Origin of the sequence: Rosistilla oblonga (assembly GCF_007751715.1) — a bacterium.
GTDB lineage: Bacteria > Planctomycetota > Planctomycetia > Pirellulales > Pirellulaceae > Rosistilla > Rosistilla oblonga.
The window spans coordinates 776,816-792,517 of record NZ_CP036292.1 but is presented as its reverse complement, the minus strand read 5'-3'; the positions used below and the strand labels follow the sequence as shown (position 1 = coordinate 792,517).

The following is a 15,702-nucleotide window of genomic DNA, read 5'->3' as shown; positions in this document are numbered from 1 at the left end:
CAGTCCGTCCAACCAAATCATCGCTAATTCACTCGCGACCTCCAAGAATCCAATAGAATACGGCCGCTAGCGCGGTGTTGGTTTATGTAGCCGGCTCCGATGCCATTCTTGCCCTCCTCTGGAGACCGACATGCGATTCCTCACGCGTTTAATCGTGCTATTCGCCGCCACCGCCGTTCTGGTTGGCGGTGCATCCGCCCAGTCGGACCCGACACTCAACTCGAAATGGCACTCTAAATACGACTCTGCTGGCGGACCTAAAATTGACGCAATGGTTACCCTAATGAAGAGCGGCCAGGATCAATTGGGATCCGGAAAGTACGAAACTCAATTCGGAAACGGTACATTCACGCAGGTGCGGAAACAGATTGAGAACCGTCAACAGACTCCACCAATTCCGTCCACCGGGCCGCTCCCGGGTCCCAATTCGCCCAATAATGGCGCGACCCCAAATGATGCCGTCTACATCAAGGGACTTTGGCATTTCGCTGGGAAAACGGGATGGTTCAAGTGGGAACTCTACGAAACTCCGCAGAATGAATGCAAGTTCCTCGGTAAGTGGGGATACGTCGAAAACGGACAAGCTGGCCCGACGTCAGGCAAATGGAACGGGAGCCTGCGTACTGGCAACCAAAATGGGTCTCCCCCTCAGCAGAATGTACCTTTGATTGCAATTCCCTAGCTCGGATGGGCAGCCAGAAATTGCAGGTACCTCGGAAAATCAGCAAAGGACATGCACTTCCGCGTTGCCCCCGTCAGCTGCCAGATTTCCGGGCTCAAACCGCGGTAAGCGGAGTTGGAAACTCAGCTTTACCGGAGAGTTCTGCAATCAGGTTGGGCGGCAATCCCCCCACCAATCTCAATGCCGCAGCCCAGGCAGGATAGGGCGTGCAAACGTCTCTCATTGACGAACACCAAACCGAGCCGCAAACGCAGTTCGGGACTAAAGCGACGTTCCTACCGATGCAGCATGGCGTGGCCCCGTTTGGCAGTATCGTTCTCGTTTACCGAAGCGTCGCTGACCGAATTCAGCGGAGCGCGACTCAGTCGACTGGAACATTAGTCGAGACGTCTTTGACTGTTTGATGCTCGCCGCTGAGTCCCACCAACGCTTCTCCTGCGTCGACAGAAGCTTCTGCTGCGGCAGCGATGGCTAGCGACGCCGCGGATGGAGTTGCCAGCGGGTTGATATCGCCCGCGACTTCCACGCGTCCCACCAGCCACAGCGTGACAAGCGTCGCCGCAGCAGCAATCCACCCGACGGTGCCAAAATTTTCCAGCTTTCCGTCGCCGGCTTCCACCACGATCAACCCGCCTAGATAGGCTCCGATACCGCTGGCAACATGCTGAACCGACGAATTGGCACTTAGAAATGCACCGCGGCGTTCTGGTCGCACACTGCTGGTCACGATCGCCATCGCCGGAATCATTCTACCGACATTGCAAACCATCAGCCCACCGAACGCAGCCACGGCAATTGCAACGTGAGTTGCAGGAAGATGGGTGACAACAAACAACATCAGCGCCGATGCGGGCGCGACAATTCGGTAGATCCTCCGCTTGCCGTAGTGGTCGGCTAACCGCCCCACGATCGGCGCCGCAACAAACGTCAACGCGCCGCCAACGATGTAGATCAGCGGCAATTGGTTCTCCGACATTCCCACATTGCTTACCAGGTAGGCACTCAGATAGGGAAAGACAGTGAAGCTGCCGATCATCAACGCTACGATTAACGCAAACGCTCTCAAATGGTTGCGATGGGCAAACGTTTCAACGAGCGACTTCAACGGATTGGTTTGGACATCGTGGATATGAGAATCCAGTCGAGGCAATGCGACACGCGCCAAGATGAGAATTGGCCCCCCGCCCACGGCTAACACAATAAACGGAATCTGCCAACCGAAGTTGGTGCCGAGAACCAATCCAAACGGCACTCCGGCAACCGATGCTAAAGCGAATCCGGTCATCAACGTGCCGGTCGCCCGTCCACGGCGTTGCTCGGGAAAGACGTCACCGATGATCGCCATCGTAATTCCTCCCAAAACGCCGCCAAATGCTCCCGTCACAACTCGGGCCCAAAGTAGCACCCCATAGGAGGCAGCCAAACCACAACAAAGCGTCCCTAGCAGGAAACCGGCGAACAGGACGAGAAATGTCGTACGGCGGGCGAACCTGTCGGCGAGCGAAGATGCGACGATTCCTGCGACCCCGGCGGCAAAGGTGTAGGAGGAGACAATCAGCCCAAACTGAGTCGGGTTGATCTGCAGAGTCCGCATCAGTTGAGGTCCCAGCGGCATCACGATCATGAAGTCGACAATTGTGATGAACTGCACGGATGCCAAAATGAACAACACCATCCGCTCGTAGCGTTGTTGCCCATTGGTATCCGAATCGGGCGCCTCGTCGTATCGACCTTCCATGCGTTGAGATCCCGAACGATGTGAAATGCGGCGGATTGAGGTTTGACTAATTGTCCAATGTATGACGACGCGCGTCGATCCGGAATACACGCTCACAGACACGCTTGAATCGCAGAGGTTCACACCTCCCTCAAACCGGTCGAGTTCGGCAGGAACCTTAAGTGGAAGCTCCAAAAGCTCCAAAGGACAGGCACTTCAACTTGTTTAACCGGACGCCCTCACATAGAATACAAAGGCAGTGAACATCTCAGGGAGACATTCCGATGACAATGGCTCGAAAGAACTTGGTCGATCCGTCGATTACTCGCTGGTACCACTGCATTTCCCGCTGCGTTCGGCAAGCGTTCTTGATGGTCGATGGCAGCGAGGACCGCAAGCAGTGGATCGAAGATCGGTTAGAAAAACTGACCGAGAACTTTGCTATCTCGGTCGGCGGCTTCTCGGTCTTAAACAATCACTTGCACGTACTTTGCCGCTTAGCCCCGGACGATGCCGACCAGTGGTCTGCGGGCGAAGTGGTCCGGCGATGGATCGCAGTCTATCCGCCCAAGAAGCTCGATTTTGGCAACGACAAAGCGGTTGCAGGCTGGATCAGGCAACACGCGAAAAAGAAGAAACGAGTGACTCAGCTTCGAAAACGTCTGAAGAACCTCGGTTGGTTCATGAAGTCGCTCAAAGAACCGCTGGCGCGAATGGCGAACAAAGCCGATCATTGCCGCGGCGCGTTTTGGGAAGGACGCTACAAAAGTATTGCAATTCTTGATACCGAAGCGCTGCTGGCAACATCGGCTTACATCGACCTGAATCCCCTGGCGGCGGGACTCGCTGACACCCCCGAAGAAAGTCGCTACTCGTCGATCAAGCAGCGAATCGATCACGTCCGCTGCAAAGGCCAGTTGTCCAGGCTCCGCGCGGCACTCCAAGGCAGTGTGCAGGCAAGCGAGCTGGCCGGTTCGATGGAGCAGGACCATTGGCTCGTCCCAATCGAAGATCGCCGAGTCAAAGACGAACGCAGCAGAGCGGGAATGTTAGAGACGTTCCCGCTGGGTAGCTATTTGCTGCTGGTCGAGAACACCGGACGTATGTTTCGCGATGGCAAAGCGAGCATGGACGCGGCCGTAAAAGACGTCTTCTGTCGTTTAGAGACGAGCATTGAGACTTGGCAGAAACGGCTCGACCGAATGCTGCATACTCCCCGCCTCCGAGGCTGCTTCTTCGCAATGGGCAACCAATCGGTCCAGGCGATCCTCGCCGATAGGGCAGATCGCAAATCATGCCTCGCCCTCAAACCGACGGCGTGACCTTCTCAAACGCCTCCAGCTTCAAGATCTTCAAGCCAACGCCAGCTAGTGTCGTCGACGGACGGCAAAAAGTAGCGGCCTACTGAGCCAGGAGGCCCCCAGCGGTACTACTCCAGCCATCCTGAAACGCGTTCTCCAGGATCCCACGCCTCTTACCAAGCGGTAATTCGGGTGAATCCTGATCGAAACTCGACGATGCCTGTCCTTTGCCGCCCCGACGATGCCTGTCCTTTTGCTCTGGATTGGATTCTCGCGATGCCTGTCCTTTAGCTTTGTGTGCTGGTGGACGGGAAAACGGCGATGCTTGTCCTTTAGCGTTAGGGCGGCGGGGATTCCGTTGTGGTGAGGCGATAGAGGGTGGCTAGCGCAGTAGCGGGGCAGGGGGCGTAACGCCACCAACTCGCTGCACGAGATTGACGACGGGCAAAGCGATCCCACGTTTCTGTGCTTCGATCCGAAGCCCCCGTTCAAAGAAGGGGAACGGATAGAGCGGCTGACGCCGGCGAGCCCAAACGTAAATCGCGTTGATCAATCGCTTGTCCAACTTTCCCTGCTCGCTGAGCACGACAACGCTTCTCAGAAACGCTTGCTGTTCATCACGCGTGGCCCGCAAGCCGTTGATCAATTGGTCTTCTAGACGAACGACCGCTTGTGCGGTTCCAGGGCTCGTTCGAGAGGGGGTGATTTGGGCAAAGACATGCTGCGTCATTAAAGTCAGAATCCCTACGGTTGCGTATCTCAAAGTGAGCCCGAACATATCTGCGACCTTTGTTTTCTGTCAAACGACGGATGTCGATCCAAGCTGCAGACGCAGCCAGCTTTCCAGTACGACCAAGGCACCAAAAACGAAGCGAACGCGCAGCATCCCAACCACAACCTGCTTCAATAGCCAAACTCCTTCCCACGATGCAAGGTCAGCCGTGGCGGTGTGCTATCAAAAAGCGGCTCGATGCTAAATTGACGCACCCTAAAACCTGACGCTGCGACTCGCGTTGGCACACCGCAACCGCTCCCTCCCAAGTAAAAAATCCTCCTGCCGTGGGAACTCCGACGCCAACCGAAGCGGATCCGACGGAGCAACGATATTCGCCAGCTGCCGATTCACCGCCACGCTCCGCCAACCACCCTGACCGCCTACAAATTGCTCATCCGCCGGAATACTCTTCCACATGGGCCAAGCCGCCTGCCGACATTGCACGATCTGCTTGATCGGCTGCCCCACCGACTTGCAAAACACCGGCCCCGCCATGTCCAACATGCTGCTGCGCCCCGCCGGACGACAGAAGACCGTTTTCAGCTCGGGGCAATCGATCGATTCGGGCACCGCTGCGGTGCTGATCAAAACACGCACGCTTCCTCGTTCAAACGCGTCCAACTGCCGCTCCCGATGCGCCCCGGTCCCCAACAGCTCGCAAGCGATTCCCTGCTCCTGCAACAGACCGGCACAGGCGAGCCCCTGCTGGCGGCGTTGGAAAAACGCTAACGACTGGCCCCATCGATCGGGCTCTTCCATCAACAGCTTCGCAACCACCGCCGGCGTATACTCGTCAAGCGTGTAATGCCGGTACGGACTCAAATGCCCATCGGCAATCAATTGAGATACGCCCGCGTCGCGGATCACGCGGTCGAAACAAGCCTTGATCGGATCGCTGTTTGCCGCCAGGCCCAGAGTCCACCGGGGATGCAGTTGCCGGTGCAGTCGTTCGATCTGCGCCGTTCCTCCGCAGGCGACTTCATCGACAACCAACAGGTCGACGTCTGCCGGCGACTTGTCGAACATGCTGATCGTTTGCAGATCCAGGTTGAAATCCCGAAACGCGTTTTCCGCAGCCACGCGAGCCAACGAGTTCCTCCGCATCGCAGCCCAGCCGACGCGGCATCCGGTCGCACGCTGAAGCGCGCTGGCAATCGCCAGTCCGATCACCGTCTTACCGCTGCCAACGGGACTCTCCACCAAAACACGCCCCGCCGCCGGAGCCAAGTGCCCGTCCGGCGCCCGCTGCCGACCAGCAACCATCTGCAGCGCCGCGACGACCATCCGCCGCTGATACGCCCGAGGCTGGAGTCGAGCCGCAGCCAGCACTTCGGCGGCAGCCGCGGCGGGAGCAAAGTTATCGGCCAATCCCAAGCCGCACGATGTGACTTGGTTTTGGCAATGCGAAACTGTCGAAAACGCGGAATCAAGAACCATTGTGGAAGCCTCCCTGTCGAATCGTCCAATGTTTTTAACCAGCGGCGTGTCTGGCAAGCCTCTGCCACAGTTGGCAGTTCGCCCGCCGACGCCGACGCGTGATGACAACGTCCGCAGTGTCGCTCGCCGGCGTGACACGTTGGGTCATCGGATCGACAAACATCGACGATTCCTCAGCTCGGCAGTTCGGTTTCGCCCTGCGACAAGTCGTCCCCGGCGGAACGTGGCGGCTACATCGGCTGACCTTTCCCCGTTACAATCGCGTCGGATGCCGATTGCAGGTTCGACGCGTGGCCCCTCCCTTGCCGCGGAGGAACTGCGTCCCCATTCGCCTCCAACGACAACTCACTCAACGTTATTCAGAACGGTCACTACGGTATTTGCCGTAGCCCGACATCCAAAGGAACATCCATGGCCCAAGCAAAGATCATTTACACGCAAACCGACGAAGCTCCCGCCCTGGCCACAGGTTCTTTGCTGCCGATCATCCGCGCGTTTGCAACCGCAGCGGGGATCGATGTCGAAACAAAAGATATCTCGCTAGCCGGCCGCATCTTGGCGAACTTCTCCGACCGCCTGCCCGCCAACCAACAGCAGGCCGATGCCTTGGCGGAACTCGGCGAACTCGCCAAGACTCCCGAAGCGAACATCATCAAACTGCCCAACGTCAGCGCTTCGATCCCGCAATTGAACGCCGCGATCAGCGAACTGCAACAGCACGGTTACGAACTGCCCCACTTCCCGGCCGAACCGAAAACCGATGCCGAGCAAGAGATTCGCGACCGCTACGCCAAAGTGCTTGGCAGCGCCGTTAATCCCGTCCTTCGCGAAGGCAACTCCGACCGCCGCGTCGCCGCTCCAGTAAAGCAGTACGCCCGCAAGAACCCACACTCGATGGGCGCTTGGTCAGCCGATTCCAAGTCGCACGTGGCGTCGATGGACGACGGTGACTTCTACGGCAGCGAACTATCTCATGAGATGGCCGCCGCCGGCACCGTTCGGATCGAACTGGTCGCAGCCGATGGTTCGGTGACCGTGCTGAAAAAGGACTTCCCGATTCAAGCCGGCGAGATCATCGACGGATCGCGGATCAGCCGCAGCAAACTTCAAGCCTTCTTCGCCAAAGAAATCGAAGACGCTCGCCAGAACAACGTCCTGTTCTCGCTGCACATGAAAGCAACGATGATGAAGGTCTCCGACCCGATCATCTTCGGACACGCCGTCCGCGTCTTCTTCAGCGACGTGATCGAAAAGTATTCTGCGGAGCTCGACGAAATCGGCTTCAACCCGAATAACGGCCTGGGCGATCTGTACGCAAAGCTCGGCAAACTGGACGAAGCGAAACAAGCCGAAATCAAAGCCGCCATCGCTGCCGAAATGGAAAAGCGTCCCGAATTGGCGATGGTCGATTCGGACAAAGGGATCACCAACCTGCACGTCCCTAGCGACGTGATCATCGACGCGTCGATGCCCGCCGCGATTCGCACCTCCGGTCGCATGTGGGGCCCCGATGGCAAGCTGCACGACATGAAAGCTGTCATCCCCGACCGCTGCTACGCGGGCGTCTACCAAGCGACGATCGACTTCTGCAAAAAGAACGGCGCGTTCGACGTGACCACGATGGGCAGCGTCGCGAATGTCGGCCTGATGGCACAGAAGGCCGAAGAGTACGGGTCGCACGATAAGACCTTTGAAATCCCAGCCGATGGAACCGTCCGCGTCGTCGACGGGCAGGGCGAGACGCTGATGCAACACGAAGTTGCCGCCGGTGACGTCTGGCGGATGTGCCAAACCAAAGACGCGCCGATCCGCGACTGGGTCAAACTGGCCGTCACCCGCGCCCGAGCGACCGGCGCGACCGCCGTCTTCTGGTTGGATGCCAACCGCGCCCACGACGCCAACCTGATCGCCAAGGTGAACAAGTACCTGCCCGAACACGATACCGCAGGCTTGGACATCCAGATCATGCCACCTGTCGAAGCCACCCTGCACGCCTGCCAACGGGCGAAGGAAGGCAAGGACACGATCTCAGTTACCGGTAACGTGTTGCGAGATTACCTGACCGATCTGTTCCCAATTCTCGAACTGGGAACCAGCGCCAAGATGCTTTCGATCGTACCGCTGCTGGCCGGCGGTGGCCTGTTCGAAACCGGTGCTGGCGGATCGGCTCCCAAACATGTTCAGCAGTTTGTCGAAGAGGGGCACCTGCGTTGGGATTCGTTAGGCGAATTCTTGGCATTGGCTGTCTCGCTGGAAGATCTGGGGACCAAGACAGGCAACAAGAAAGCGTTGGTTCTGGCGGAAACGCTGAACACCGCGACGGGAACATTCCTGGACAACGACAAGTCGCCGTCGCGAAAAGTCAAAGAGATCGACAACCGTGGCAGCCACTTCTATCTGACGCTCTATTGGGCTCAGGCACTGGCCGCGCAAACGCAAGACGCCGAACTGCAACAACGATTTGCAGCCGTCGCCAGCCAGTTGGCCGATCAGGAAGCGAAGATCGTCGCCGAACTGAGCGATGCTCAAGGCCAACCTGTCGATTTGGGCGGCTACTATCAGCCCAATCCAGAAAAGCTGAGCAACGCGATGCGGCCTAGCGCAACGTTCAACTCGGTCATCGAATCGCTGTAAATGGATATTCGTCCTATCATGTCGGGCCAGCGGAGAGATCCGCTGGCTCGTTTGTTGCGCATGGCGACTCGCGTCGCGGCGATCCCATACGGCGTGGCGACGACGCTGCGCAATCGCAAATACGATCGCGACGCTTCGTTGATCCAACATGCCGACGTTCCCGTGATCTCGGTTGGCAACATCACGACCGGCGGAACGGGCAAGTCGCCGATGGTCGCCTGGATCGCTCGCGTGCTGCGCAACGAAGGCCTTCGCGTGGCGATCGTCAGTCGTGGCTACGGTGCCGATGCAAGCGGAGTGAACGACGAGGCGTTGGAACTGGAAGAACGCCTGCCCGACGTGCCTCATGTTCAAAATCCCGATCGTGTCGAGGGTGCACGTGTTGTGGTCGAAGAACTGGAGACCGAAGTCATCCTGTTGGACGATGGTTTCCAACACCGCCGACTGCACCGCGATTTGGACATCGTCTTGATCGACGCTAGCTGCCCGTTTGGATATGGGTATCAACTGCCACGCGGCATGTTGCGTGAATCGTTAAAAGGTTTGAAGCGAGCCGACGTCGTGGTCCTGACGCGCAGCGATGCCGCATCGGACGCGGATCGACGACAGATCCGCGAGACGGTGCAACGGTACGCCGCCACGGCGACTTGGGTTGAATCGGTCCACGCACCGTCGGCGCTACTGACGCACGCCGCCGATCCGTTGCCGATCGAAACGCTACGCGGGCAACAGGTGCTGGTCTTCAGTGCGATCGGCAATCCGGACGCGTTTGCAAAAACGGTCACCGATTGTGGCGCCACGCTGATCGACAGTAAAACCTTTCCCGATCACCACCGCTTCGACCGCAAGGATATCGAAACGCTCACCGCCTGGGTCGACCAACACCCTGCGGCTGAAGCGATCCTCTGCACGCACAAGGATCTCGTCAAACTAAGAACCTCGCGAATCGGCCGCCTGCCGCTGCGAGCTGTCGGAATCGAGATCGCACTGACCGTCGGCGAATCGGAACTGCGCCAGCGTCTGCTGCAAACGACCCACCAAACAACGTCCTAGCCTTTGGCGCTGGCGATCTCTCGGGCTCGCATCGACAAATGGAAACATTGGTTCACATCGCCCAAGCGCCAACGGATTTGCTCCCTTCCACAATGCGAGATTTCCCTTGCCAGCATCCCCCGCACCTGCCACGTGGAAATCGCGTGAAACGCTGATCGCGATCTTTACCGTCGCAATGATCAGCGTGCATCTGGTACTGCGGTTCGGCACGGCCAGCAGTCCGATGGCGGCAAACATTCCACTCTGGGCGGTGTTCGTTTTTGGTGGTGTGCCGTTGGTCTTCGACCTGCTGCAGAAGATGTTGCGGCGCGAGTTTGGCTCCGACCTGCTGGCGGGAATTTCGATTGTCGCATCGGCGTTGTTGAGTGAATATCTGGCGGGGGCGTTAGTCGTGTTGATGCTCTCCGGTGGCGAAGCGTTGGAAGCCTACGCCGTCCGCAGCGCGTCGTCGGTACTGCGAGCGCTCAGCAAACGCATGCCATCGGTCGCGCATCGCAAACAGGGAGCATCGGTCGTCGACGTTCCACTGCAGGAACTTGCGATCGGCGACATCGTTTCGGTCTTCCCTCACGAGATCTGCCCGATCGACGGGAGCGTCGTGGAAGGGCACGGCGTGATGGACGAATCGTTTCTGACCGGCGAACCCTACATGATGTCCAAGACGCCCGGCTCGGCAGTCCTCTCCGGCGCGATCAATGGCGAAACGGCGCTGCTGATTCGAGCCGACAAACTGGCGATCGATTCCCGTTACGCCAAGATCATGGAAGTCATGGCGGCCTCCGAACAGAACAAGCCGCAGATGCGGCGACTGGCCGACAAACTGGGTGCTTGGTACACACCGTTGGCCGTCGCGATCGGGATCGCCGCCTGGGCGATGTCGGGCGATCCGGTTCGCTTTTTAGCCGTGATGGTCGTCGCTACACCCTGTCCGTTGCTGATCGCAATTCCTGTTGCGATCATCGGATCGATCTCGCTGGCCGCGCGGCGAGCGATCATCGTCCGCGATCCCTCGGCACTGGAAACTGCTGACACCTGCCGCACGTTGATCTTCGATAAGACCGGCACTCTGACGTACGGCAAACCCAATCTGACATCCCAAGTTGTGGCGTCAGGATTTGTGGAAGCCGACGTTTTGCAGTGGGTTGCCAGTCTGGAAGTCTATTCCAAACATCCGTTATCGCGGGCGATCGTCGCGGCAGCTGAATCCGCCGGGCTCACGCTACTAAGCGTTGGCGAGGTCAGCGAGCGGCCCGGCGCAGGCTTGCGAGGCAAGGTCGGCGAGACTTCGGTGCGGGTCACCAGCCGCAACAAGCTGCTCAAACAACAACCAGAACTAGCGTCACAACTTCCCGATCAACAAGCGGGACTGGAGTGCGTGATCTTGATCGATGAACAGTACGCGGCGACCTACCGATTCCGCGACACCCCGCGAACCGACGGGGCCCGTTTCATCGGCCACTTGGGCCCTTTGCATCACATCTCGCGAACTATGTTGGTCTCGGGCGATCGGGAATCGGAAGTCGCTTATCTGGCCGAACAAGTTGGCATCCAGAGCGTCTACAGCAGCCAAAGCCCCGAACAGAAACTGGCGATCGTCAACGCCGAGACCGCCAAGGCGAACAGCATCTACGTGGGAGATGGGATCAACGACGCACCGGCGCTGATGGCCGCGACGGTGGGGATCGCGTTCGGCCAGAACAGCGATGTGACCACGTCGGCAGCCGATGTCGTCGTGATGGACAGCTCGCTACGGAAGATCGATGAATTCTTACACATCAGCCGGCGGATGCGGCGGATCGCGATGCAGAGTGCGATCGGCGGAATGGCGCTAAGCATCATCGGGATGACAATCGCCGCGGCCGGCTATTTGCCTCCCGTCGCCGGCGCGATCAGCCAAGAAGTGATCGACATCGTCGCGGTACTCAACGCCCTCCGCGTGGCGATCGTTCCCAAGACGATGATCGATTTTGAATCGAGCGAATAAGCAACCGCCAGCCAACCGATGCCTCTTCGGACGCCACGTCGATCGAATCCGCCGACAGCGCGTCCAAGCGAATCCAGCCTCAGGTCAATCACGCTCTTCTGACTCGATTCGCTTAGTTCAAACCACGACGCGCATCTGATTCATTTCCGCCCATCATTCTGGTTGCCGCCACGGGCCGCTATGCGTTACGATAGCCCGTTATCCAGCCCAGGCGGACAGCCCTGCCGCCCTTGGGCATCCTGACGAAAGGCAGTGTTTCCTGCCGCAGGGATTCTTTTTTTCTTATCGAGAGGTGCCAAATCATGAAGCGAATCCATCCTCTTCATGGCCCGCGACGCGGCTTTACGCTGGTCGAATTATTGGTGGTGATTGCAATTATCGGCATCCTGGTCGGATTGCTGCTGCCGGCGGTTCAGGCGGCTCGCGAAGCTGCCCGGCGGATGCAGTGTTCCAACAACATGAAGCAGCTTGGCATCGCGCTGCACAACTACCACGACATCAACAAGCGGTTTCCGCCGTGCAGCATCGATGGCAACGGCAAGATCGGGATCTTTGTCCGACTACTGCCGTTCATGGAGCAGCAAGCGATGTTCGACCAGGTCCGCTACGACGGCAACTACGTTCAGAACCTGCCAATTTCGCTCAACCGCCTCGACACGCTGCTGTGCCCCAGCGGTCCGCAACTCTATTCGACCAGCACCGCAGCCAACGAAGCCGACTGTTACACCAGCCATTACTATGGAAATTCGGGACCGGTTGGAACCAACGGCCAGACCGGGCAGACGTACACGCGAGACACGACGCGGGAGAACGCAAGCTTTGGCGAATACGCGACCGATGGCATTTTCCAACTGCGCAGCAACCTTCGCTTCGCCGACATCCTCGATGGCACGACCAACACGATCGGGATCGGCGAACTGTCGTATCAGAAATACGGTTTCTATCGTGCATGGACCCGCGGATTGTACTGGTACAACGGTGTCGCGTTGCTGTCGAGCAAGAATCACAAATGGCCAATCAATGCCGCGGTTAACGGCGGCTTCACGATGACCTTCAACAACGGCGGATACGGGTCCCAACACCCCGGCGGATGCATGATGGGAATGATGGACGGATCGGTTCGCTTCCTATCCGAAACCATCGACATGACCACTTACCGCGCTGCCGCCAGCCGCGCCTCGGGTGAGGTGCAAGGAATCTAGACTCATGATGGATCTGCAATTTCAAAACCAAAAAGCACGGCCAGCCTGCGGTGCATCATCTCGCCTGCTGCGGTTGGCATCAGCCATCCCTTTGATCGTACTGATGACCGGGTGTGGCCCCACGGGCATCGAACGCTACCCGATTTCCGGAACGGTGACCTATCAAGGGCAGCCGGTGAAACATGGCACGATCATGTTTGAACCGGATGCTTCCAAAGGCAACTCAGGAGCCGCGGGATCGGCAACGATCGTCGACGGAAAATTCGATTCCTCAGCCGACGGAACAGGCTTCACCGGCGGGCCTCAGATCGTCTCAATCCAGGGCTTCAGCGGCGTCGATGCCAACCCCGAATACGCTCCCTACGGGACGCCGATCGGCGAAGGCAAGAGCTACATCAAGTCGTTCGATTTCCCCGAGAACGAAGCGGTCGAACAAGACTTCGAAATGGCCGATGTGATCGACGGCTAACCGACGGGACATCCGTCCCACTCGGGTAACGCCAGCCGATCTTCAACCGCGTGCCCGCGCGGACGCGGCGTCTATAAAAAGAAACCGCGTGGGATGATGCCCACGCGGTGAAGCGATCTCTATCGATGCTCTTCGTCGATGCCGATTTAGACGCCGACGGTTTCTCGCCAGGTCTTCGCCATCAGCGTGTGGCCGGCCAGCGTTGGATGGACGCCATCGGCTGCCCAGTAGGCCGGCGGGGCTTCGTCGATCGCTTTGTCGAACATCTGCTGGAACGGAACCACGGTCAGGCTCATCGACTCGGCAACGCGAAGCGCCGCCTCGCGTCGCTGATCGAATTCGGGGAACCACTTGTCGTTGACCGCACCACATCGCAGCACAAACGGTTCGCAAACGACAACGCGAACATCGGGCAGCGCCGACAACGTTCCCTCTATCAGTTCGCGGTAGCCACTTTCGTAGACCGCGACCGAACCGTCATAGCGGCCGTTGAGCTTGTGCCAGATGTCGTTCACACCGACCAGGATGCTCAAGATGTTCGGCTTCAGATCCAAACAATCTGCTTGCCAACGCTTCGCAAGATCGGGGACCTTGTTTCCACTGATCCCACGATTGTGGATCTGCAACCGCTTGGCCGGATGCGACTCCAACAAACCACCGGCGATCAGAAACGGATAGCCATCGCCAAGCCCAGCCGATTGATTCGCCGTCTGTTTCTTGCGATCGCGGCGGGCATCGGTAATCGAATCCCCTTGAAACAGAATCACCGCGCCCTCGGGAAGCGATTGAACGTTGGAATCATTAGCAGCCGACACGGTCGTTGCGGTAGTGACACTCGAAGCGGCGACGCCAGCGACGATCGTGGATTGCAAAAGATTGCGACGCGTGAGTTTCATCATTCTCAGCTCCTCGGTGAACGGGGCAAATTCGAACTAGCCATACGAGTCTCAGTATAAACGGCTGGGCGGCGTGCTGCAGTGCCGATCGCGCCCCTCGACGAAAGCAATTAAATGTTTGTATCGAGGCGAATTGATGGGCATGCGATGGCGTGCGGTGGTCCAAAGAAACCGGACGCTAGCGCGTGCCGGCGAGTACTTTAAACGGAGGCTCGGTTTGCTCTGCCACCACAACGGTTCCAGGCCAAAACCAGCAGCACCACGCAGGCGATTAGCAGTGAAATCGCGTTCAGGCTGGTGACAACATCCTTCGCAAAACCATCGATCTGGAAGCGATTTAAGACCATCAAACTCGAAGCGTAATTCAGAGCGGGCATCAACATCGAGATCGCCAAAAACATCCGCATTTGCCAGCTCAACGCATCCCATGCCGGTCGCAACGCGATCAAAATTGCAACGATCGCCGGCGTCAAAATCATCACATCGTAGACCTGATGAAAAATGGCGACCAAGGAGGTCAGCAGCACGATCGCGCCGCTGAGTCCCGTCGCCGCACCGTCGTCGCAATTGTGGCGGTGATAGACCATCAACACGATCGCGGCGGGCAACAGCAGCCCGATCATCCACACCAAATGAGTTGCATCACCGGGCACCCAATCGGTCCATTTCGCAACGATCGCTAAGAGGTCGATACGCGTCCACGTGTTAGCTGGCAGTTCGTAGTCGTCGCTCCGGTGAACATCTTGGCTGGTGCCGATATCGGACATCAATTCCGCCGCCGAACCCGACTGGATCAACCAGCCGAAACAAGCGACCGCAAGAACCAACGAGATCACTCCGGCCAACGTTACAGCTTTAATGTTGCCGCGAAACAACATCAACCCCGCGATCGGCAGCACAAACGTCGGCTTGCACGAGATGACCACCAGTCCCAACACGCTCCGCCAGGGATGCGTCTTGCCATAGTGGACAGCAAGCAAAGCTCCCAGGATCAATTCGAAAGTGAAGTAGCCGGTGAAGAGCGTCTGTTGCCCACCACGTGTGAAAACCAAGCCGCTCGCAACGATCCAAAACCAATCCCAACGCCATCCCGCACCGGCACCGCCAGTCGTCCAGCGGACGGAAAGCCAGGCGATTCCCAACAGCATGCCAAGCGACACGATGAAGTACACAACTTCGGCAACCGCCAGCGGCAACCAGGTCAAAGGGGCGTGGAGTGCGAGGACCAAGGGGGAATAAAACGGGATCGACCGCTCGACCGGATACTGCTGGACATAGGCGGAACTGTAGGGCGAGACACCTTGCCGAAACGCAAGTGCCGGAAAATAGACGCCGTTGTGAAAGTCGCAGTAACCCTGCCGCGAAGGGTCGAACGGGCCAGGGGTTTGATAGGCTAAGACGATGCGACCGGCGGTCAGCACGACACCGATCAAGAAGCAAGCGGCGGCCAGCCAAGAAACGATTTGGCGACGCCGCTGCGTCGACGCAACCGCCGCGTCGTCTCGCGGTTCGGTGTCGGTCGTCGATTCCTTCATCCCCGCCACCCGAAGAA

12 protein-coding genes are annotated in these 15,702 nt (G+C 58.3%); 7 read left to right on the top strand and 5 right to left on the bottom strand.

Features of this window, described 5'->3' with window-relative positions; translation table 11 throughout:
* Nucleotides 1-130: 130 nt before the first annotated feature.
* Entirely contained in the window at nucleotides 131-682 is a 552-nt protein-coding gene (locus CA51_RS02815) for a hypothetical protein (RefSeq protein ID WP_145117592.1), read from the top strand.
* Between the two features lie 361 nt (nucleotides 683-1,043).
* On the opposite strand, the gene CA51_RS02810 is transcribed toward CA51_RS02815, so the two are convergent.
* Nucleotides 1,044-2,420: an MFS transporter gene (locus CA51_RS02810; protein WP_145117591.1), complete on the bottom strand. Its 1,377-nt coding sequence runs from the start codon at nucleotides 2,418-2,420 to the stop codon at nucleotides 1,044-1,046.
* A gap of 263 nt (nucleotides 2,421-2,683) precedes the next feature.
* Between CA51_RS02810 and CA51_RS02805 the strand changes: the two genes are divergently transcribed.
* Entirely contained in the window at nucleotides 2,684-3,721 is a 1,038-nt protein-coding gene (locus CA51_RS02805; RefSeq protein WP_145117590.1) for a hypothetical protein, read from the top strand.
* A gap of 361 nt (nucleotides 3,722-4,082) precedes the next feature.
* Here the strand turns inward: CA51_RS02805 and CA51_RS02800 are convergent, their stop codons facing one another.
* Together CA51_RS02800 and CA51_RS02795 are read right to left on the bottom strand one after the other, a co-directional pair.
* Nucleotides 4,083-4,430, bottom strand: a complete 348-nt coding sequence (locus CA51_RS02800; RefSeq protein ID WP_145117589.1) for a hypothetical protein — start codon at nucleotides 4,428-4,430, stop codon at nucleotides 4,083-4,085.
* Nucleotides 4,431-4,688: 258 nt separating this feature from the next.
* Complete coding sequence (locus CA51_RS02795; protein WP_145117588.1) at nucleotides 4,689-5,912, bottom strand: DEAD/DEAH box helicase; 1,224 nt, start codon at nucleotides 5,910-5,912, stop codon at nucleotides 4,689-4,691.
* A gap of 411 nt (nucleotides 5,913-6,323) precedes the next feature.
* On the opposite strand from CA51_RS02795, the gene CA51_RS02790 reads away from it, so the two are divergent.
* The 5 genes from CA51_RS02790 (at nucleotide 6,324) to CA51_RS02770 (ending at nucleotide 13,254) form a co-directional block, all read left to right on the top strand.
* Complete coding sequence (locus CA51_RS02790; RefSeq protein WP_145117587.1) at nucleotides 6,324-8,546, top strand: NADP-dependent isocitrate dehydrogenase; 2,223 nt, start codon at nucleotides 6,324-6,326, stop codon at nucleotides 8,544-8,546.
* Entirely contained in the window at nucleotides 8,547-9,599 is a 1,053-nt protein-coding gene (lpxK, locus tag CA51_RS02785; RefSeq protein ID WP_231745965.1) for a tetraacyldisaccharide 4'-kinase, read from the top strand. It abuts the gene before it with no gap.
* 175 nt (nucleotides 9,600-9,774) lie between these two features.
* The gene (locus CA51_RS02780) at nucleotides 9,775-11,583 is read left to right on the top strand and encodes a heavy metal translocating P-type ATPase (RefSeq protein WP_145123986.1); all 1,809 of its coding nucleotides are present in this window, start codon (nucleotides 9,775-9,777) and stop codon (nucleotides 11,581-11,583) included.
* 302 nt (nucleotides 11,584-11,885) lie between these two features.
* The gene (locus CA51_RS02775; protein WP_145117586.1) at nucleotides 11,886-12,785 is read left to right on the top strand and encodes a DUF1559 domain-containing protein; all 900 of its coding nucleotides are present in this window, start codon (nucleotides 11,886-11,888) and stop codon (nucleotides 12,783-12,785) included.
* 4 nt (nucleotides 12,786-12,789) lie between these two features.
* Nucleotides 12,790-13,254: a hypothetical protein gene (locus CA51_RS02770; protein WP_145117585.1), complete on the top strand. Its 465-nt coding sequence runs from the start codon at nucleotides 12,790-12,792 to the stop codon at nucleotides 13,252-13,254.
* A 146-nt stretch (nucleotides 13,255-13,400) separates the two neighbouring features.
* On the opposite strand, the gene CA51_RS02765 is transcribed toward CA51_RS02770, so the two are convergent.
* Together CA51_RS02765 and CA51_RS02760 are read right to left on the bottom strand one after the other, a co-directional pair.
* A complete protein-coding gene (locus CA51_RS02765) occupies nucleotides 13,401-14,153 on the bottom strand; it encodes an SGNH/GDSL hydrolase family protein (RefSeq protein ID WP_145117584.1) in 753 nt (250 codons plus the stop codon).
* A gap of 197 nt (nucleotides 14,154-14,350) precedes the next feature.
* Nucleotides 14,351-15,685, bottom strand: coding sequence for a glycosyltransferase family 87 protein (locus tag CA51_RS02760; protein ID WP_197451543.1), 1,335 nt, complete (start codon nucleotides 15,683-15,685; stop codon nucleotides 14,351-14,353).
* Nucleotides 15,686-15,702 lie beyond the last annotated feature (17 nt).